Source organism: Mesorhizobium sp. B2-8-3 (genome assembly GCF_006440815.1).
Taxonomy (GTDB): Bacteria; Pseudomonadota; Alphaproteobacteria; order Rhizobiales; family Rhizobiaceae; genus Mesorhizobium.
This window is the reverse complement of record NZ_VFTW01000010.1, coordinates 138561-156274: the sequence shown is the minus strand read 5'-3', so window position 1 is coordinate 156274 and position 17714 is coordinate 138561. Positions and strand designations below refer to the sequence as shown.

Sequence of the window (17714 nt, the reverse complement as noted above, 5' to 3'; positions counted from 1 at the left end):
ATTTCTTCAGGTCTTCGCCCGGTTGGTTTCAACTAACGCTGCTATCCATCAACTAACGCTGTCCGGCAGCTTTTCCTCACGCCGCGCGATCAAATCCGCGAGACCCTCGGCAATGCCCTCGTCGAGCTTCGGTTCCTGGTAGTCGGCGAGCATGGCGCGCGCCTTTTCGCGACCGCGCGTGTCATGGTCCTTCGCGCCTTCGGCGTTCCATTGCTCGAAGGAATTGAAGTCCATGATGTTCGGCATGAAGAAGGCGCTCTCGAAATGCTCGAGCGTGTGCTGCGTGCCGAGGAAATGCCCTTGTGGACCGACCTCGCGGATCGCCGCCATCGCTTCCTTGAAATCGTCGAAAGGCACGCCGCCGGCATATTTATACCAGCCGACGAGCTGCTCGCAGTCGGTGGCGAATTTCGAATAGCCGCAGGTGAGGCCCGCTTCCAGCCAGCCGGCGGAATGCCAGATGTAATTGGCGCCGGACAGGATCGCGGCATGCATCAGCATGTTCGCCTCATAGCCGGCCTGCGCGTCGTTGAGCTTGGAGCCGACATGGAAGCCGGATGTGCGCCAGGGCAATTTGTATTTCCTGGCCAGCGCGCCCATCAGATACATCATCTGGGCCGCCTCCGGCGTGCCGCCCATCGGAGCGCCGGTCTTCATGTCGACCGTGACCATGAACTGGCCGTAGATCTGCGGCGAGCCCGGGCGGATGAGCTGGGTCAGGGCCACGCCGGCAAGCGCCTCGGCGTTGACTTGCGCCACAGCCCCGACGGCGGAGGCCGAGGTCGACGCGCCGCACAGCGCGAAGGGCGCCAGGATCAGCGGCTGATTGTGGCTGGCATAGACCCGCATGGCGTCGATCATGGTGGCGTCCCACACCAGCGGCGAATTGCAGTTGGTGATCGCCACCAGCACAGGGTTGTCGCGCACGAAGTCCTCGCCGAAGACGATGCCAGCCATCGCCATCGTGTCCTCGGCGCGTTCCTTCGACGTCACGATGCCCATGAACGGCTTGTCGGAATGTTTCAGGGCCGAATGGATGATGTGCAGATGCCGCTTCGGCACGGCGATTTCCATCGGCTCGCAGATGACCGAGCTCGACGAATGCAGCGCCGGCGCCATGTAGGCCATCTTGTGGAAATTGTTGAGGTCGGCGAGCGTGCCGTAACGGCGCTTGTTGTCGAGGTCGCGGATATAGGGCGCGCCATACATCGGCACGAAGATCGAGTTCTTGCCGCCGACGCGCACGGTGCGCTCGGGGTTGCGCGCGTTGAGCGTGAATTCCGCCGGAACCTTCGAGACGAGTTCCATCAGCAAAGCGCGGTCGATGCGGACGCGCGTCTCCTGCACGTCCGCGCCGGCCGCTTTCCAGAGCTCGATCGCCCCGTCGTCGCGGAATTCGCACCCCACCTCCTCGAGGATCTTGAGCGATTCCTCGTGGATCAGCTCCACCGCCTCGTCAGGCACGATCTCATAGGCGGGGATCTTGCGGACAAGGGTCGGGAAGGACGCGATCGGCGCGCTTCTCAGCGCCTTGCGGCCAAGACGGCCACCGCCGCGGCGGTGGGTCTGTTCGGTCAATTCAACGGCCGGTGCGTTCATGGAGCCTCCTTCTTCCCGCCACTCACGTTAGCGAGGCAAAATATGGCTGTGACGCTGGAAAATCCTGATCTTCTGTATAAGCTCACCTTATGCGAAGCCTGCGCCACCTCCTGCCCTCAGCCGGCAGCCTCATCGTCTTCGAAGCCGCGGGCCGGCTGTCGAGCTTCACCGCCGCCGGACGCGAGCTCGGCATGACCCAGGCGGCCGTCTCCTATGCCGTGCGCGGCCTGGAGGAGCAGCTCGGCGCCAAGCTCTTCCAACGGCGCCACCGCCAGGTGATTCTGACGGAGGCCGGCGAGCGCTTCCATGCCGACGTTTCGCTCGGCCTGTCGCATATCCGCAAATCGGCGGAGGACCTGCGCCTGCAGGCGACGGGCGGGCACGTGACGCTTGCCGCCTCGACAGCCTTCGGCTCGTTCTGGATGATGCCGCGCCTGCAGCAGTTCCGCGACGAACTGCCGGGCGTCGACCTGCGCATCCAGACCGCCGACCGCGATCTCGACATCATCGCCGAGGGCATTCCGCTCGGGGTGCGCGGCGGCGTGCCGCGCGACTGGCCGGACTATCACTCGCTGTCGCTCTCCGACGAGGAGATCTTCCCGGTCGCGGGACCGAGCTATCTCGCCAAATTCGGCAAGCCGAGGACGGTCGAGGAACTGGCCACGCACCGGCTGATCCATCTCGAGGAGCCCTATCGCGAGGCGCCGAACTGGGACGAATGGTTTGCTTCGGCCGGAACCAGCCTGCGCAACGCAGAGCGCGGCTTGCGCATCAACGATTATGCCCTGGTGATCCAGGCGGTGATGGAGGGGCAAGGCATCTCGCTCGGATGGCGCCATCTGGTCGAGCGTCTGGTGGCATCGGGGCTGCTGGTGCCGGTGACGGACCATGTGATGCGGACCGGCATCGGCTTCCACGTGATCTGGCCGAAGAACCGCGACCTCAGCGACAATGCGCGCAGGGTCAGGGACTGGCTGGTGGCGCAGGCGTGAAACTGCGCACCGCAAGCCGGCGTATAGCCAGTTCACGGTGCGGCCGACAGGCTCACACCGAGCCGTCGTTCTTCAACCCGAGCACATCGATCCTGTCGATGGTCGGCGGTCCGGCAAACAGCGTCTCGGCATTGGCCATCAAGGCCTTGGCGATCTCGCCGGTGAGATGCGCCTCGCGCCCGGCTTCGTCGTGAAAGGCGTCGAAAACGCCGAAGACGCTTGGCGAAAGCTGCAGGGCAAACCAGATCGGCGTCCCGGCCTCCCGGTTGGCAAGCTGCAGCCCGGCCTGCAGGAAGGCGGCGACGTCCTTTTCCTTGCCGGGCTTGGCTTCGAAACGGGCGAACAGTGCAAGCTTGATCATTTCTTCTCTCCTTCGGTGCACGGCCAGATCGACCGTCGCGGAGCAGGGTCGCAGCACTAAAGCGAAAACAGTATTGGCAGAAATGACTTCTTTGATATCATTCTTGCCATGAACATTTCCGTACTTGTTCTCGACGGCGCATTCGACACCGGGCTGGCCTGCGTTCTGGACGTCTTCGGCACGGCCAACGAACTCGCCGCCATGCTGCCGGCGCCGCCCAACCGCTTCGTCACCACCATCGTGGGGGTTAGCGACAGCGTGCGCACCGCACAGGGAATGCAAGTGCCAGCCGTGCCGATTGGCAGCGAACCAGCCCCCGACTGGCTTTTGATCCCTGCGCTCGGCCAGAAAATGCCCGAGCCACTGGGCGCTGCCCTGAAGCGGAGCGATGTCGGCGCGGCGGTCGAAGCGATGCAGGCTCGTGCCGGCGACGGCACACGCATCGGCGCGGCGTGCATCGGCACCTTCGTTCTCGCCGAAAGCGGCCTGCTCGACGGACGGCCATCGACGACGACATGGTGGTTGGCGCCGATGTTCAGGCAGCGTTATCCCGGAGTACGGCTCGACGCTTCGCGCATGCTGGTCAATGACGGCCAATTCGTCACCGCGGGCGCAGCGCTCGGCCATATCGATCTCGCTTTGCTGGTGATCCGGCAAGCAAGTCCGGAACTCGCTGCGCTGACCGCGAAATATCTGATCGTCGACAGCCGGCCGCTCCAATCTGCCTACGCAATTTCAGATCACCTTGCCCATTCGAATCCGCTGGTCGAGCGCTTCGAACGCTGGGCGCGTGGACGGCTTGCCGACGGTTTCAACCTCGATGAGGCGGCCGCGGCGCTCGGCGCCAGCAAGCGCACACTGTCACGGCGCGTCAACGATGTGCTGGGCAAGACGCCGCTGTCCTTCTTCCAGGACCTGCGCGTCGAACAGGCGGTGCATCTCTTGAAAACCACATCGGACAGCGTAGAGGAGATCGCGGCCAAGGTCGGCTACGGCGATGGGGTGACGTTGCGCAACTTGTTGCGGCGACGGCTGCGCAAGGGGGTGCGCGAGATCCGCGCCGCCAGCTGATCCACCGCCGCCGTCATTCTGTCCCTCCCCCACCGGCCGCGAATCCGCCTATAATGATCGCATGCCCATCCGCCAGCTTTCCGAAACGATGATCAACCAGATCGCCGCCGGCGAGGTCATCGAGCGTCCGGCGAGCGTGGTGAAGGAGCTGGTCGAGAATGCCCTCGATGCCGGCGCCTCGCGCGTGGAGATCGTCACGGCGGGCGGCGGTCTGAACCTCATCCGCGTCACCGATGACGGCTCGGGCATTCCCGAAAAGGAGCTGGCGCTGGCGATCGCGCGGCACTGCACCTCGAAGCTCTCCGACGACATCCACGACATCCGCTCGCTCGGCTTCCGCGGCGAGGCGCTGCCCTCGATCGGTTCCGTCGCGCGGCTGTCGATCCGCTCGCGCACGGCAAGCGGCGACAGCGCGGCCGAGATCGGCATCGACGGCGGGCGCGTCTTACCGGTGAAGCCGGCGGCGGCCAATCGCGGCACCACGGTCGAGGTGCGCGACCTCTTCTTCGCCACGCCGGCCAGGCTCAAATTCATGAAGGGCGAGCGCGCCGAAAGCTCGGCCACCGGCGACGTGGTGAAGCGCATCGCGATCGCTTTCCCGGCCGTGCGCTTCACGCTTGCCGGTCCCGACCGCTCGACGCTGGAACTGCCGGCTACGGACGACACGCCGGAAGGCCGCCTTGCCCGCGTCGCGCAGGTGATGGGCAAGGATTTTCCAGACAATGCCATTGCCATCGATGCCGCGCGGGAGGGTGTCCACCTCGCCGGCCACGTCTCGATCCCGTCCTACACGCGAGCGAACGCGCTGCAGCAATATGCCTATGTCAACGGACGGCCGGTGCGCGACAAGCTGATCGCCGGCGCGATCCGGGGTGCCTTCGCCGACGTTCTGCCGCGCGACCGGCATGCGGTGACGGTGCTCTTCCTGTCGCTTGATCCATCGACCGTGGACGTCAACGTGCATCCGGCCAAGGCCGATGTGCGGTTCCGCGATCCCGGGCTGGTGCGCGGGCTGATCGTCGGCGCCATCCGCGAGGCGCTGGCCGGCGCTGGCATCCGCGCGGCGACGACGGGTGCCGCCGGCATGATGGCGGCATTCCGGCCGGGGGCGGCGCCCTACTCGCATGCCGGCCCGGCCAACGGCCATCGCAGCTACGAGGCCGCTTATCACGCTTCCGGCTCCGGAGGCTTCGATCCGTTGCGCTCGGCGCAGCGGCCACTCGACATGGGCTACGCTGAACCAAGGCCGCGGTCCAATGGCTTTGCCGAGAACGAGCAGGCCGCCTTCGACACCGGCCCGCTCGCCAGTGCCGACGCTCGGGCCGGCGTCGCTGAGCCGACCGAGGCGCTGCTCGGCATGGTATTGGGCGCGGCGCGCGCGCAGGTGCATGAGAACTACATCGTCGCCCAGACGCGGGATTCGCTCGTCATCGTCGACCAGCATGCCGCGCATGAGCGGCTGGTCTACGAGGCGCTGAAGAATGCGCTGCATGCGCGCGCGGTGCCGTCGCAGATGTTGCTTTTGCCCGAAATCGTCGACCTGCCGGAAGAAGACGCCGAGCGGCTGGCGATGCATTCCGACACGCTCGCCAAATTCGGCCTCGGTCTCGAGCGCTTCGGCCCCGGCGCGGTGGCGGTGCGCGAGACGCCGTCGATGCTGGGCGAGACCAATGTGCAGCAGCTGGTGCGCGACCTTGCCGACGAGATCGCCGACAACGACACCGTCGAGACGCTGAAGGAACGGCTGGACAAGATCGCCGCGACCATGGCCTGCCACGGCTCGGTGCGCTCGGGCCGGCTGCTCAAGGCCGAGGAGATGAATGCGCTGCTGCGCCAGATGGAGGCGACGCCCGGGTCTGGCACCTGCAACCATGGCCGCCCGACCTATATCGAGCTCAAGCTGGCCGACATAGAAAGGCTGTTCGGGCGGCGGTGATCTTGGCTGTTGCGCATTGCCAAGGTTGGTGAGATGTGCCTGAGCATCATTTCTTCAGATGGTATTTTCTTGTCTTGAGGTTGAGGACATAGTCGTTCGCGCTTGCGAATTTCCCGCCTCCAAAATCCACTGAAATGATGACCTTGCCGCCCTCCACCCATTTTTGCACGTTCATGTAAATGGGCGTCGTCGACATACCGGCGTTGCAGTCCTCGTCGTCGAAGCCGATCTCCTGAACGGCCTTCTTTTTCTTCTTATCGATCACCAGCATTTTCGTCATGCAGATGCCGGCGTCGGACTTCGTGTAAATCCCCGCAAATCTGTCGCGGTTCGTTTCAGCCCAAAAGGGAATTTCGACGGTCCCGTCGATCTTCAGGTCGCCTGTATCGTCGAGACTCGCGACCTTTCTGAGCGTAACGGGAAACTTGTCCACGCCTTTGCTCCAGCTTCCCGCCGCGCCGCTGTCACCGATCTCGAGAGAGAAAGGACATTCCGTGGTGTCGACAGGTGTCTTCGACCCCATCACCAACACGCGCTCGAATTCCTTGTCGTCCGCGATTTCGCACAGCGTGAGCCTTTGGCCGTCCGCCTTGCCGTAGATTGCAATGGGACTTTGCCTGGCGTCGTAGAAATAGCTTCCCTCGACGGTGATGCCGCTGCCGAAGCTGGCATAGCGCTGCAGGGAGAAATGGACCGGGTTCGGCCCGATGGAGCCTTCGTAGTTTTCCACCTGGTACCAGCCCGCGTCGGCTTTCCCGTTCAGCATGAGCAAACAGAAAAACGCGGCTACAAGCCCTCTTCCCATCCCGGTCCCCCTCATCAAGTCGGATCAGGATAGCTCGCCCTGTGCCTACATCACAGAGGGCATCGGTGACGGATCGCAAATCATCGATCGAGTCTGGAAACGATCCCAACTCTCTGATCTACCGCTTCAAATTCACCACGATCACGCCGCCCAGCGCCAGCGCGCCGCCGAGGATGCCGAGCAGCGACGGCACTTCGCCCAGCCAGAAGAAGCCGATCAGGGCGGAGGTCGGCGAGACGAGATAGAGGAAGTTCGAGGCGCGCGCGGCCGGCAGACGCGACAGCGCGGTCGCCCAGGCGGCATAGGCGATCAACGAGGGCACGATGCCGAGATAGATGACGGCGCCGAGACCGGCGGTGTTGGCGACCGCTGCCTGCGAAAACGCTTCCGGCAGGAACGGCGACAGGCAGAGCGCGCCGAGCACCATGTTGGAAGCGGATATCGTCAGCGGATGATGGCGGGCAAAGAGCGGCTTTTGCACGATGGTGTTGACGGCGGAACAAAGTGCTGAGCCCAGCACCAGCAGCGCGCCGGCGTTGAAATGCAGGCCGTGCCCGTCGGCGACCGCGATGATGCCGATGCCGGCGAAGGAAATGATGGTCCCCAGCCAGGCAAGCCCCGAGAAGCGCTCGCCAAGCAGCGCCATCGCCATGATGGCGGTGAAGATCGGGCTGACATTGATGATGAAGCCGGCCGCGCCTGCCGAGACGGTGAGCTCGCCGAAATTGAGCATGGCAGTGTAGAGCGCGACGAAGATGGCGCCGCCGAAGCCGAAGCGCCACAATTCGTCGATCCTGGGCAGCGCCGGGCGCTTCACCGCGAGGAAGATGGCGGCGGGAACCGCCGCGATGGCAAAGCGCAGCGCCCCTAACTCCAGCGGCTGGAAGGCGGCAAGGCCGGCGCGGATTGCCGGGAAAGCCGAGGCCCAGCCGATGACCGTCAACGTCATCGCGACCGCGGCGGCGGTGTCCATGCGCTGTGTCTCATTCAACGTGCCGGTGTAAGCGCTCATTGCCGTAACCTTGTCTTTCTGTGCCATGGACGCAGAAAACGCCATTGCCGGGCAATTGACAAACGACCAATTCGAGGGTCAGCTGTGAACATGGCTCACAGCTCTGACCAGATACTGCCGCTCGAAACCTTGCGCGCCTTCGATGCGGCGGCGCGTATGGGGAGTTTTTCCGCGGCGGCTGAAAAACTCAACCTCACCCATGGCGCGGTAAGCCGCCAGATCGCCAAGCTGGAGGGCTGGCTTGGCTTGAAGGTGTTCGAGCGCAACGCGCGTGGCGTGACGCTGACGATCGAGGGCAACCGCCTGCATTTGCGGACCACCGAGGCCTTCGCGCTGATCTCGTCCAACTCCGACCGCTGGGTCGAGCCGCGCGGCACCGCCGTGGTGCGGCTGGCCTCGATCCCGTCGGTGAGCGGGCTGTGGCTGATGCCGCGCATGGCCGTATTGGAGAACCATCCGACCAAGCTGCGCATCGTGCTCGACGTCGACAACCGCCAGGCCGACCTCGCCGACGAAGGCATCGACCTTTCGGTGCGCTGCGGGCGCGGCCGCATCCCGGGCCGCGTCTCGGTGCAGCTGTTTGAGGAGCATATTTTCCCGATCGCCTCGCCCGAGCTGGCGAAGGAGATCGGACGAGGCGACCCAGCCCGGCTGCTGAAATTCCCGCTGATCAACGATTCCGACGCTTCCGCTTGGCGCGCCTGGTTCGCGGCGCAGGACGTGGATTATCGCCCGCGCCCGCAGGACCGGCGTTTCGAAGACTATAATCTGGTGCTCGACGCGGCGGCGCACGGGCTGGGTATCGCGCTGGCGCGACCGCCACTCACGGCGGACCAGATCGGGTCCGGCCGTATCGTCGCGGTCGATGAGCGCGTCGCGCTCAATCCGGTGTCTTATTGGATGGACCGCCCGGTCGGCCGGCCGCGCGCGGCGGCGGCGGACCTTGCCAGGCGCATCGCCGAACAGGCAGGGCTTGCTCCGGAAAAGCTCGAAGCTTTCCTTCAGGACGACGGCTAAAGCGCGTCGCGCTGAAACGGATTCAGGCGACGCGCTTAAGTCTTTGTTTTGATGCATGTCGTTGTCCCAGAACCGCTGCGCACTTCCGGGCGACATGCATCGGAGCGTTTCACCGTTTCACGAAAACGGCGAACCACTCCATCTCCTTATTTTTTGACGCAATCCCGGACGGAAAGGCAACGGCGAAGTCGCCAAGCCTAATCGCTCACACTTTTCCTGGCATTGCTCTGAGCGGGGTTAGCGAAGCAGCAGCACCATGATCGTTGCCGTCACCGCAGAGACGATGGCCGTGACAACCGAGATCGTCCAAAGGGATATCGGCGCGGCTTCCGATCGCGGGGCGTGTCCAGCCGGGCGGACGGAGGCACCGCGCGGCTGAGGCGCGTTGGCATTGGCCGCGACCAGCGCTGCAGCGGAAGCGATGGCCGGCGAAAACGTGGATAATGCCGGCGCAACCGCGGGCCTGGACGTATTGTCGGTAACCGCCGTCGGTGGCGGTACGAAGCCGCGTGGGGCCTGATCGGTATCCGTCGCCGCCCGGCCGGTCGAGGGTCTTGCCGACGCATCGTCGGCGGCGGCATCGGGCTCCATGACGGCCCGGTAGGCGTCCTCGACCTCGGAGGACGACAAGCGTTGCGATGCCTGAGCGGCCTGGCGCGGCTGCGCGCTTTGCAGCGACTGGGCCGCGATTTGCGCCGCCTGCCCCGTCGTGGGCGCTGGCGGCTGGATCAGCGCTTTGATCAAAGCCGTCGTCGCCGGATCGGCCTTGGGCGAGGGCACCACTTGCGGCGTGAGCGCCTCATTGATCAGCGTGTTCAAGCGGGTCGAGGCGATGTCCATGCCGGCTTCCGGAAACCATTTTGCCGCTCAGCCATACTGGATGAGCATTGCGTCAAGCTTGACGTTGCTTGCGATTTGTGGCGATTGAAACCCGATGAACTCAAGCGTCCTTTCATGATGAACCGTTTCGAAGGCCCGGGCGGCAGGGAAGCCCGGATCCGTTATCTCGACGGCGACTTCCAGGTCACCAGTCCCGGCTCTTTCGTGCGCTGCGCGGTGACGGGCGAAAACATTCCCCTCGACGAGCTCAAATATTGGAGCGTCGCCCGGCAGGAGCCCTATGTGAACGCGGCGGTCTCGCTTGCCCGCGAGATCGAGATGCACCCGGAATTGCGCAAGCGGGGATAGGCCATGCGAGCCCATGGCACCGCGGCCATCGACCTCGACCGCTTAGGGCACTGCATTGAAAAACTTCAGGAAATCTCTCAAGACCCTTGTTCGCATGCCGCTTGTCATGCGTGCGAGATTGCGCGATCGGGCAGTGTCGAGGGCGCCCCGATTCAAGCTGACGGCCTGCGCCATCTTCCGTGAGGAAGCGCCGTTCCTGGCCGAATGGATCAGGTTCCACCAGAATGTGGGATTTGAGCATTTCTATCTCTACAACAACTTCTCGACCGACGACTTCAAAGCCGTGTTGAACCCGTTCATGCAGGAGGGGCTGGTTACGCTGGTCGACTGGCCGCGGCCGGTGGGGCAGCTGTCGGCTTATAGGGACTGCATCCGCAGGCACTGGCGTGAAGCGTTGTGGATCGGATTCTTCGACATCGATGAGTTTCTTTTCGCGCCCGACGGACGTGACGTTCCCTCGGTTCTGAGGGACTATCGCGACCTGCCAGGCGTTTGCGTCTGGCAAGCGTTCTATGGCTCCTCCGGCCATGTCGAGCGCCCGGAACGGCGGGTGGTCGAGGCCTACACGATGCGAGCCGGGCTGGACATCACGACGGTCAAGACAATCCTCAATCCCCGCCTGGTCTACAAGCCGGGCGTCCATCAGTCGAAATTCCTGTCCGGTGAAGGGATGGACACCCATCGACGGACCATCGCGCCCGGCGTGCCTCCCCAGCTCGATATCCTGAGGATCAATCACTATTGGTCGCGCTCGCTCGCCGACCTCGACCAGAAAATCCGGCGCCGCGACGCCTCGACTTCCGCGCTGCGCGACAGGGATTGGCATTTCGACTTCGAAAGCAAGCTCAATGTCGAGCGCGACGAGGCGGTCCTGAAGGCGATGCGGCGCGCAGGATAGCCGTAGCCACCTCCTCTTCCCCCTCCCATCGACGGTCCCAGGCCGTCATTTCAGTGCTGACACTTTCGCTTTTCTGAGGCTATTAGACAGCAAAGGGCGATGGGTACGGGGGTTATCGTGAAGGTTCTTGTGACGGGTGGGGCCGGCTTTATCGGCTCGCATCTATGCGACCTGCTGCTGGCACAAGAACGCCAGGTAATATGTGCCGACAATTTTTCGACCGGCTCGGAGGAAAACATCCGTCACCTTCTGGGCAATCCAAATTTCGAGTTTCTCAGGCACGACGTTACCGTGCCGCTCAAAGTCGAAACGGATGAGATCTTCAATCTCGCCTGCCCGGCCTCGCCCGTTCACTATCAGCGCATTCCGATCGAGACGACCAGGACCTGCGTCTATGGAGCGATCAACATGCTCGATCTCGCATGCGCTTCCGGAGCCAGGATCCTTCAGGCATCGACATCCGAGGTCTATGGCGATCCGCAAGTCCACCCTCAGACCGAGGCCTATTGGGGTCACGTCAATCCGATCGGGCCGCGCAGTTGCTACGACGAAGGCAAGAGATGCGCCGAGGCGCTGTTCTTCGACTACTGGCGCCAGTCGAAATTACCCATCAAGGTGGTGCGCATCTTCAACACATACGGGCCGCGCATGCACCCGTCGGATGGACGGGTGGTCAGCAATTTCATCGTCCAAGCCCTGCGGAACGACCCCATAACCATCTACGGCGACGGAAGCCACACGCGCAGCTTCTGCTATGTCGACGACCTCGTCGACGCGATGGTTCGGATGATGGCTACGCCCGACGATTTCGTGGGCCCCCTCAACGTTGGGAACCCGACGGAAGTCACGATCCTGGAACTGGCCGAACTTGTATTGGGTATCGTCGGCGGCAAGTCCAAAATCGAGTTCAAGCCCCTCCCGCAGGACGATCCCCGCCAGCGCCAACCCGACATAGGCCTGGCGCGAGCGACGCTGGACTGGTCTCCTCGCGTCACTCTCGAAGATGGGCTCGGCGAGACGGTTCGCTACTTCCGCCGGCTGATCGACGGCAATTGACGGCGGGCACCGGGCAAGCCGGCGCTGGATCTGAAGACCGCTTGATCCTTTTCGGCACCACGCTCGAAGCTCAGCCCCGCATCTTGCGCAGGCGCCAGGCGTCGAGCGTCTCGTCTACGATGCGTTCGGGCACATGATCGAGCTCGAACACGGCCTCGATATCGAGCACGTCCAGTTGGTCGAGGAAACCGGAGGGCGTCTCGCCATGGCGCAGCCGCGCGGCGTCCTTTGCCGTGGTGACGAGGCGCAGCCCCTCCTGCCAGGCAAGCGTCAGGAGGTCGCCTAGCTCGTCCTGGGCGTAGAAATGATGGTCCGGGAAGGCTCGCGACAGCGCGACTTCGCCGCCCGCGCCGCGCACCGTGTCGAAGAATTTCTCCGGATGGCCGATGCCGGCGAAGGCCAGGAAGCGGCCGCCGGCGAAGCGTGACGGGTTGGCCGGCTCGACCTGCGCCAGGAAGATTGGCCGGCCGGCGCGCGCCGCCTGGCGCACGACGCCGTCGGCGGCGGCCCCCTCGCCCATCTTCAGCAGGCCGCTGGTGAAGACCAGTTGGTCGACGACCCTGGCGCGGAGCGGCCCGCCCGGGATGACACGGCCGTTGCCGATGCCGAAGCGGGCGTCGACCACGACCAGCGCATAGTCGATGTGGATTCGCGCCGACTGGAAGCCGTCATCCATGATCAGGAAGTCGCAGCCATGTTCCTCGATGAGCAGCTTCGCGCCGGCGGCGCGGTTCGCCGTCACCGCAACCGGCGCATGTTCGGCCAGAAGCAGCGGCTCGTCGCCGACATGCTTGGCGGCGTCATGATGCGCATCGACGACATGCGGCCTGGCGAAAGACCCGCCGTGGCCGCGCGACAGGAAGCCTGGCGTGAGCCGCATGCGCCTGGCCTGCTTGGCCAAGGCAATGGCGACCGGCGTCTTGCCACTGCCGCCGACGGTCAGGTTGCCGACGCACAGCACCGGCGCCTCGACCTTCTCGCGCGGGGCATGGCGCATGCGGCGGCCGGCGACCAGCCCATAGATCGCCGATGCGGGCGACAGCGCAAGCACGCGCCAGTCCGGCTTTTCCCACCAAAAGGGTGGCGCTTCGCTGGTCATCGCGCTTGCCCCATGCGTCTCGGCTTCGCGCATGGACTTTTCCAAAAACCGGTCCCGATTTTTGGCATCATGATCTAGCGCCCGTTTGCGCCTTTCAGGCGCGCCTTGACGACCAGAGGCTGGATATAGGGCTCCAGCGATTTCAGCGTGCGGGCAAGCGCGCCGCGCATCTCGTCGACGGTGGCAGCACCGGCCGCCATCATTTCGTGGCGCGCCACTTCGTTGCTCAAAAGGAAATTGACGGCTCCGGTCAGCATGTCGCGGTCGCGCACCAGCTTGGCGCCGCCGCTGTCGAGCAGGCGCTGATAGGCCTCGCGGAAATTCTGCACGTTACGCCCGGCCAGCACGGCGGTTTCGAGCATCGCCGGCTCCAGCGGGTTCTGGCCGCCTTGCGAAGTCAGCGAGCGGCCGACGAAAGCGATCTCGGTCAACCTCAGATAAAGGCCCATTTCGCCGATCGTGTCGCCGAGAAGGATGTCGGTATCGTGGGAGATGCGGTCACCCTTGCCGCGCCTTGCCACGGACAGGCCCATGCCGGAAATCTGCGCGGCCAGCGCATCGGCGCGATCGGGGTGACGCGGCACGATGATGGTCAAGAGCCCGTGATGGCGCTTGTGCAGGCTGGCATGGACCTCCGCGGCCACGACCTCCTCGCCATCGTGAGTCGAGATCGCAGCCCAGGTCGGACGGCCGCCGATCTGGCGCTGCAGGGTGGCTAAGGCTCGCTCGTCGGCCGGCGGCGGGCTGGTGTCGACCTTGAGGTTGCCGGAGACGGTGACCGGCCTGGCGCCGAGCGCGCGAAACCGCTCGCCGTCGACATCCGACTGGGCGATGACGTGGGCAAGATTCTCGAACAGCGCCTCGGCAACGCCGGCGCGCTTCTTCCAGGACATGAAGGAGCGGTCGGACAACCTGCCATTGACCAGAACCTGCGGCACGTTGCGGGCGCCAAGCTCCAGGATGGTCATCGGCCAGATTTCCGATTCGGCGATGATCGCCAGTTCCGGCCGCCAGTGATCGAGGAAGCGGCTTACCGCGGGCTTGAGATCGAGCGGCACATATTGGTGGATGATGCGGTTGCCGAGACGCTCTTCGGCGACCTTGGCCGAGGTCACGGTGCCGGTGGTCAGGACGATGTTGACGCCATAGTCGAGGATGCTCTCGACCAGCGGCACCACCGCGATCGTCTCGCCCACGCTTGCGGCATGGATCCAGATGACCGGCCCTTCCGGACGGGGACGGCCGGCGACGCCATAGCGTTCGCGGCGGCGGACGCGATCCTCCTTGCCGCGCGAGGCGCGCCAAGCGACATAGGGGCCGATCAGCGGATAGGCGGCCGCCCCCGCATAGCGATAGGCAGTCAGGGCCGCACGCGCCCAACGCTCGCTCATTTGCCGCCGTCCACGAGGCGATAAGCCTCAGCCGTCGCGACATTGAGAGAGGCAGTAACCTCCTGGCGCTTGCGCTCCATCTCGGCATCGTCGGCATCGGCGGGCACGAAGACAGGCGGCCCCACGATGACCGCGGAGCGGCCGAAAGGCAGGTTGATGGTGGTCTTGTCCCAGCTCTTCTCCAGCACCTTGCGGCGGCTGGTGGCGATAGCCGAGGGCAGGATCGGCCGGCCGGAAAGCCTTGCCAGGAGAACGATGCCAAGCCCGGCGTCGCGCGGCGTGCCGTTCGGAATATCGGCAATCATGGCGACGTTCTTGCCCGCGACGAGCGACTTCTTGAGCGCGATCAAGGCCTTGGCGCCACCTTTGTCGAGATGCCTCGAACTGTTGCGGCCGCCGGAGCCGCGCACCGCCTCGATGCCGAATTTCTCGATCATCAGCGCCTGGAGCTCGGCGTCGGCGCTGCGCGAGACCATGGCGACCAGCTGCCGGCCCTTGGGGTAATAGGCGGGGGTCAAAAGATGCTGGCCATGCCAGAGCGCGATGATGCCGGGCTCGAGATGGGCATAAGCGCCGCCTGCTACCTGCGTCGAGCCCTCGACGAGCGGGCTGGTGAGGCGAATCAGCCGCAGGAACCAGGCGAACAGGCTGGCGATGAAGTTCTTGACGAAACTCGACTGCGCCAACGGCTCGCGGATACGCCGCCACAGCGTGCGCGTTCCGCCGCGCCTGGCGGCGCGCCGCCTGGTCGCCCCTTTCACCGCTTCATGCTCCATCGACGTCAACCGCCGACCTTCGATTCTGGATCGAGCAGACGGTGCAGATGAACAACGAAATAGCGCATATGGGCATTGTCGACACTGGCCTGCGCCTTGGCTTTCCAGGCGCCAAGCGCGGTCTGATAGTCGGGATAGATGCCGACAATGTCGAGGGAGTCGAGGTCACGGAACTCGGTTCCACCCAGCTTTTTCAGCTCGCCACCGAAAACCAGGTGCAAAAGCTGCTTCTTTCCGTCTTCCACGGCCATGCCGACCCTTCGCAGATTCATGAGTTTTGTGAAACGTTTAGCCCAAAGCGGCCGATTTTGGAACTGCGGGCCGACTCACCCTTGGTCAATGCCGGCAATGACGCCGGCAAGCACGGCAAGCAGCTCGCCGCTGCCGGCGGCGAGCGCGCCGTGATTGATCACCTCGCCGGCGTAGCGCGGCGGCTTGCCGGTACGGTCGAGCAATGCGCCGCCCGCCTCGGTGAGGATCAGATCGGCGGCGGCGATATCCCAGTCATGCGCGCTCGGCTTGACGAAGGTGGCGTCGAGCTTGCCTGCGGCGATCATCGCCAGCCGATAGGCAAGCGAAGGAATGTAGGCCGTCCGCCGCAGCCTTTCCTGCCAGGCCTGCGGCATCAAGTCGACCAGCGGCCTGGGTCCGCCGATATCAACGCTTTCGCCCAGCGGGCGCACATGGATGCGCTTGTCGTTGAGATAGGCGCCCTCGCCCGGCAGCGCCCAATAGGTCTCGCGCTTGGCCGGGCATTCGAGCACGCCGGCCAGCGAACGCCCGTCCTCGACCACGGCGACGCTGACGCACCAGGAATGCAGGCCGTCGAGAAAGCCACGCGTGCCGTCGATCGGGTCGACGACGAAGGTGCGGCGGGCCGACAGCCTGGCATGGTCGTCGGCAGTCTCCTCCGACAGCCAGCCATAATCCGGACGCGCCTTGAGCAAGGTCTCGCGCAGATAGGCGTCCGCGGCATGGTCGGCCTCGCTCACCGGCGAGGTGCCGCCCTTCATCCACACCTGCGGGCTGTTGCCGAAATAGCGCATGGCGATGATGCCGGCCTCGCGGGCGGCCTCGCGCAGCAGAGCGAGGTCGTCGCGGGCCTCATTCGAAGTCAATTGGTCAAGCGCCGGCAAGGGTCATCCCTTCAATCAGGAGCGTCGGCGCCGCCGTGCCGAAATTGCGGTCGAGATCGTTGGCCGGCACCATGTTGAGGAACATGGTCTTCAGGTTCGAGGCGATCGTCACCTCGGCCACGGGATAGGCCAGCGCGCCGTTGTCGATCCAGTAGCCGGAGGCGCCGCGGCTGTATTCACCGGTCACCATGTCGACGCCCTGGCCGAAGACCTCGGTGACATAGAAGCCGCTCTTCAACGACGCGATCAAATCCTGCGGCGAACGCTCGCCTGGCTCGATGGCAAGGTTGGTCGAGGATGGCGAAACCGACGAGCCGCTGCGCGAGCCGCGTCCATTGGTGACGAGACCGAGCTCGCGCGCGGCCGAGGTCGACAGGAACCAGTGGTTCAACACGCCCTTCTCGACCATCAGCAGCTTGTCGCCCTCGACGCCCTCGCCATCGAACGGGCGCGAGGCCTGGCCGCGCCGCCGCAAAGGCTCGTCGGTGACGGTGACGGCGGCCGAGGCCACCGCTTTGCCCATCATGTCGCGCAGGAAGCTGGTCTTGCGGGCGACCGCGGCGCCGTTGATGGCGCCGGCCAGATGGCCGGCTATGCCGCGCGCGACGCGCGGATCGAACACCACGTCGACCGGGCCGGTCGCCGCCTTGCGGGCGCCGAGGCGACGCACCGCGCGTTCGCCGGCCTTGCGGCCGATCTCTTCCGGCGCGTCGAGATCGGCGAAATGCTGGCGCGAGGAGAATTCATAGTCGCGCTCCATCGCCGTGCCCTCTCCGGCAATGACGCTGGTCGAGCGCGAGAAACGCGAGGCGACATACTGGCCGACAAAGCCATGCGAGGTGGCGAGAACCAGGCCGCCCAGGCCGGCGCCGGCGCTGCTGCCCGCGGAATTGGTGACGCCCTTGACCGCCAATGCGGCCGCTTCGGCGGCAAGGGCAGCTTCCTTGAGCTGGTCGGCGGAAACTTCGGTCGGGTCGAAGAGGTCGAGATCGCGCAAATTGCGGGCGAGCAGCGCGGGATCGGCGAGGCCCTGGAACGGATCCTCGGGCGAAACCCTGGCCATGGCAACGGCACGCTCGGCAAGCGCCTTCGGGTCGGATGCGGCGGTGGCCGAGACGCTCGCCACACGCTGGCCGACGAAGACGCGCAGCGACACATCCTCGCTCTCCGACGATTCAGTGCCCTCGACCTTGCCCAGCCGGACCGAGACGCCGGCCGAACGGCCGCGCACCGCGACCGCGTCGGCCGCGTCGGCGCCGGCGCGCCTGGCAGCCTCGACGAGCGCCGCGACGCGATCGGTCAATTTCGCTGCGTCGAGCTTATCGGTCATAAGGTTGTTCCTGTTTGTTCACGCGGTCTGCCAAGCCGGATCCGGCC

At 64.9% G+C, this 17714-nt stretch carries 18 protein-coding genes; 7 read left to right on the top strand and 11 right to left on the bottom strand.

Going from position 1 to position 17714, the window contains the following annotated elements:
* Nucleotides 1-48: 48 nt before the first annotated feature.
* Nucleotides 49-1599, bottom strand: a complete 1551-nt coding sequence (locus tag FJ418_RS17290; protein WP_140855525.1) for a trimethylamine methyltransferase family protein — start codon at nt 1597-1599, stop codon at nt 49-51.
* A gap of 89 nt (nt 1600-1688) precedes the next feature.
* On the opposite strand from FJ418_RS17290, the gene FJ418_RS17285 reads away from it, so the two are divergent.
* Nucleotides 1689-2591, top strand: a complete 903-nt coding sequence (locus tag FJ418_RS17285; protein ID WP_140641221.1) for a LysR substrate-binding domain-containing protein — start codon at nt 1689-1691, stop codon at nt 2589-2591.
* A gap of 52 nt (nt 2592-2643) precedes the next feature.
* On the opposite strand, the gene FJ418_RS17280 is transcribed toward FJ418_RS17285, so the two are convergent.
* Nucleotides 2644-2952, bottom strand: a complete 309-nt coding sequence (locus FJ418_RS17280) for an antibiotic biosynthesis monooxygenase (RefSeq protein ID WP_140641219.1) — start codon at nt 2950-2952, stop codon at nt 2644-2646.
* A gap of 108 nt (nt 2953-3060) precedes the next feature.
* On the opposite strand from FJ418_RS17280, the gene FJ418_RS17275 reads away from it, so the two are divergent.
* Complete coding sequence (locus FJ418_RS17275; RefSeq protein ID WP_140855523.1) at nt 3061-4023, top strand: helix-turn-helix domain-containing protein; 963 nt, start codon at nt 3061-3063, stop codon at nt 4021-4023.
* 61 nt (nt 4024-4084) lie between these two features.
* Nucleotides 4085-5959, top strand: coding sequence for a DNA mismatch repair endonuclease MutL (gene mutL / locus FJ418_RS17270; protein WP_140855521.1), 1875 nt, complete (start codon nt 4085-4087; stop codon nt 5957-5959).
* A 46-nt stretch (nt 5960-6005) separates the two neighbouring features.
* On the opposite strand, the gene FJ418_RS17265 is transcribed toward mutL, so the two are convergent.
* Both FJ418_RS17265 and FJ418_RS17260 read right to left on the bottom strand, forming a co-directional pair.
* Nucleotides 6006-6764, bottom strand: a complete 759-nt coding sequence (locus tag FJ418_RS17265; RefSeq protein ID WP_140855519.1) for a hypothetical protein — start codon at nt 6762-6764, stop codon at nt 6006-6008.
* A gap of 118 nt (nt 6765-6882) precedes the next feature.
* Nucleotides 6883-7776: an EamA family transporter gene (locus FJ418_RS17260; RefSeq protein WP_140855517.1), complete on the bottom strand. Its 894-nt coding sequence runs from the start codon at nt 7774-7776 to the stop codon at nt 6883-6885.
* Nucleotides 7777-7866: 90 nt separating this feature from the next.
* Between FJ418_RS17260 and FJ418_RS17255 the strand changes: the two genes are divergently transcribed.
* A complete protein-coding gene (locus tag FJ418_RS17255; protein WP_140855515.1) occupies nt 7867-8793 on the top strand; it encodes a LysR substrate-binding domain-containing protein in 927 nt (308 codons plus the stop codon).
* Between the two features lie 237 nt (nt 8794-9030).
* Here the strand turns inward: FJ418_RS17255 and FJ418_RS17250 are convergent, their stop codons facing one another.
* A complete protein-coding gene (locus FJ418_RS17250; RefSeq protein WP_140855513.1) occupies nt 9031-9633 on the bottom strand; it encodes a hypothetical protein in 603 nt (200 codons plus the stop codon).
* A 114-nt stretch (nt 9634-9747) separates the two neighbouring features.
* Here FJ418_RS17250 and FJ418_RS17245 point away from each other — a divergent pair, with 114 nt between their 5' ends.
* The 3 genes from FJ418_RS17245 to FJ418_RS17235 all read left to right on the top strand — a co-directional run bounded on the left by FJ418_RS17245 (nt 9748) and on the right by FJ418_RS17235 (nt 11935).
* Nucleotides 9748-9981 carry a DUF2093 domain-containing protein gene (locus FJ418_RS17245; protein ID WP_040986608.1) on the top strand — a complete coding sequence of 78 codons (234 nt, stop codon included), beginning with the start codon at nt 9748-9750 and terminating at the stop codon, nt 9979-9981.
* A gap of 133 nt (nt 9982-10114) precedes the next feature.
* Nucleotides 10115-10879: a glycosyltransferase family 92 protein gene (locus FJ418_RS17240; RefSeq protein ID WP_226891841.1), complete on the top strand. Its 765-nt coding sequence runs from the start codon at nt 10115-10117 to the stop codon at nt 10877-10879.
* Between the two features lie 99 nt (nt 10880-10978).
* A complete protein-coding gene (locus tag FJ418_RS17235; RefSeq protein ID WP_140855511.1) occupies nt 10979-11935 on the top strand; it encodes a UDP-glucuronic acid decarboxylase family protein in 957 nt (318 codons plus the stop codon).
* Nucleotides 11936-12005: 70 nt separating this feature from the next.
* Here the strand turns inward: FJ418_RS17235 and lpxK are convergent, their stop codons facing one another.
* From lpxK to FJ418_RS17205, 6 genes are all read right to left on the bottom strand, one after another.
* Nucleotides 12006-13034, bottom strand: coding sequence for a tetraacyldisaccharide 4'-kinase (gene lpxK / locus FJ418_RS17230; RefSeq protein WP_140867605.1), 1029 nt, complete (start codon nt 13032-13034; stop codon nt 12006-12008).
* 74 nt (nt 13035-13108) lie between these two features.
* Nucleotides 13109-14425, bottom strand: a complete 1317-nt coding sequence (gene waaA, locus FJ418_RS17225; protein ID WP_140783499.1) for a lipid IV(A) 3-deoxy-D-manno-octulosonic acid transferase — start codon at nt 14423-14425, stop codon at nt 13109-13111.
* Nucleotides 14422-15201 (bottom strand): lysophospholipid acyltransferase family protein, encoded by a 780-nt coding sequence (locus FJ418_RS17220; RefSeq protein WP_140704347.1) that lies wholly within the window; start codon nt 15199-15201, stop codon nt 14422-14424. Before FJ418_RS17220 ends, waaA begins: the two co-directional genes overlap by 4 nt.
* Before the next feature lie 5 nt (nt 15202-15206).
* Entirely contained in the window at nt 15207-15452 is a 246-nt protein-coding gene (locus tag FJ418_RS17215; RefSeq protein WP_140641199.1) for a DUF4170 domain-containing protein, read from the bottom strand.
* Between the two features lie 75 nt (nt 15453-15527).
* On the bottom strand, nt 15528-16337 hold the full coding sequence (locus FJ418_RS17210; protein WP_140867544.1) for a 3'(2'),5'-bisphosphate nucleotidase CysQ: 810 nt from the start codon (nt 16335-16337) through the stop codon (nt 15528-15530).
* Nucleotides 16324-17667, bottom strand: a complete 1344-nt coding sequence (locus tag FJ418_RS17205; protein WP_140867542.1) for a TldD/PmbA family protein — start codon at nt 17665-17667, stop codon at nt 16324-16326. The genes FJ418_RS17210 and FJ418_RS17205 overlap by 14 nt, the downstream gene beginning before the upstream one ends.
* Nucleotides 17668-17714 lie beyond the last annotated feature (47 nt).

Excerpts from the sequence above, each read along its gene's own strand:
- FJ418_RS17290 (WP_140855525.1), bottom strand. The coding sequence starts at position 1,599 with ATGAACGCACCGGCCGTTGAATTGACCGAACAGACCCACCGCCGCGGC.
- FJ418_RS17285 (WP_140641221.1), top strand. The coding sequence starts at position 1,689 with ATGCGAAGCCTGCGCCACCTCCTGCCCTCAGCCGGCAGCCTCATCGTC.
- FJ418_RS17280 (WP_140641219.1), bottom strand. The coding sequence starts at position 2,952 with ATGATCAAGCTTGCACTGTTCGCCCGTTTCGAAGCCAAGCCCGGCAAG.
- FJ418_RS17275 (WP_140855523.1), top strand. The coding sequence starts at position 3,061 with ATGAACATTTCCGTACTTGTTCTCGACGGCGCATTCGACACCGGGCTG.
- mutL (WP_140855521.1), top strand. The coding sequence starts at position 4,085 with ATGCCCATCCGCCAGCTTTCCGAAACGATGATCAACCAGATCGCCGCC.
- FJ418_RS17265 (WP_140855519.1), bottom strand. The coding sequence starts at position 6,764 with ATGGGAAGAGGGCTTGTAGCCGCGTTTTTCTGTTTGCTCATGCTGAAC.
- FJ418_RS17260 (WP_140855517.1), bottom strand. The coding sequence starts at position 7,776 with ATGAGCGCTTACACCGGCACGTTGAATGAGACACAGCGCATGGACACC.
- FJ418_RS17255 (WP_140855515.1), top strand. The coding sequence starts at position 7,867 with ATGGCTCACAGCTCTGACCAGATACTGCCGCTCGAAACCTTGCGCGCC.
- FJ418_RS17250 (WP_140855513.1), bottom strand. The coding sequence starts at position 9,633 with ATGGACATCGCCTCGACCCGCTTGAACACGCTGATCAATGAGGCGCTC.
- FJ418_RS17245 (WP_040986608.1), top strand. The coding sequence starts at position 9,748 with ATGATGAACCGTTTCGAAGGCCCGGGCGGCAGGGAAGCCCGGATCCGT.
- FJ418_RS17235 (WP_140855511.1), top strand. The coding sequence starts at position 10,979 with ATGGGTACGGGGGTTATCGTGAAGGTTCTTGTGACGGGTGGGGCCGGC.
- lpxK (WP_140867605.1), bottom strand. The coding sequence starts at position 13,034 with ATGACCAGCGAAGCGCCACCCTTTTGGTGGGAAAAGCCGGACTGGCGC.
- waaA (WP_140783499.1), bottom strand. The coding sequence starts at position 14,425 with ATGAGCGAGCGTTGGGCGCGTGCGGCCCTGACTGCCTATCGCTATGCG.
- FJ418_RS17220 (WP_140704347.1), bottom strand. The coding sequence starts at position 15,201 with ATGGAGCATGAAGCGGTGAAAGGGGCGACCAGGCGGCGCGCCGCCAGG.
- FJ418_RS17215 (WP_140641199.1), bottom strand. The coding sequence starts at position 15,452 with ATGGCCGTGGAAGACGGAAAGAAGCAGCTTTTGCACCTGGTTTTCGGT.
- FJ418_RS17205 (WP_140867542.1), bottom strand. The coding sequence starts at position 17,667 with ATGACCGATAAGCTCGACGCAGCGAAATTGACCGATCGCGTCGCGGCG.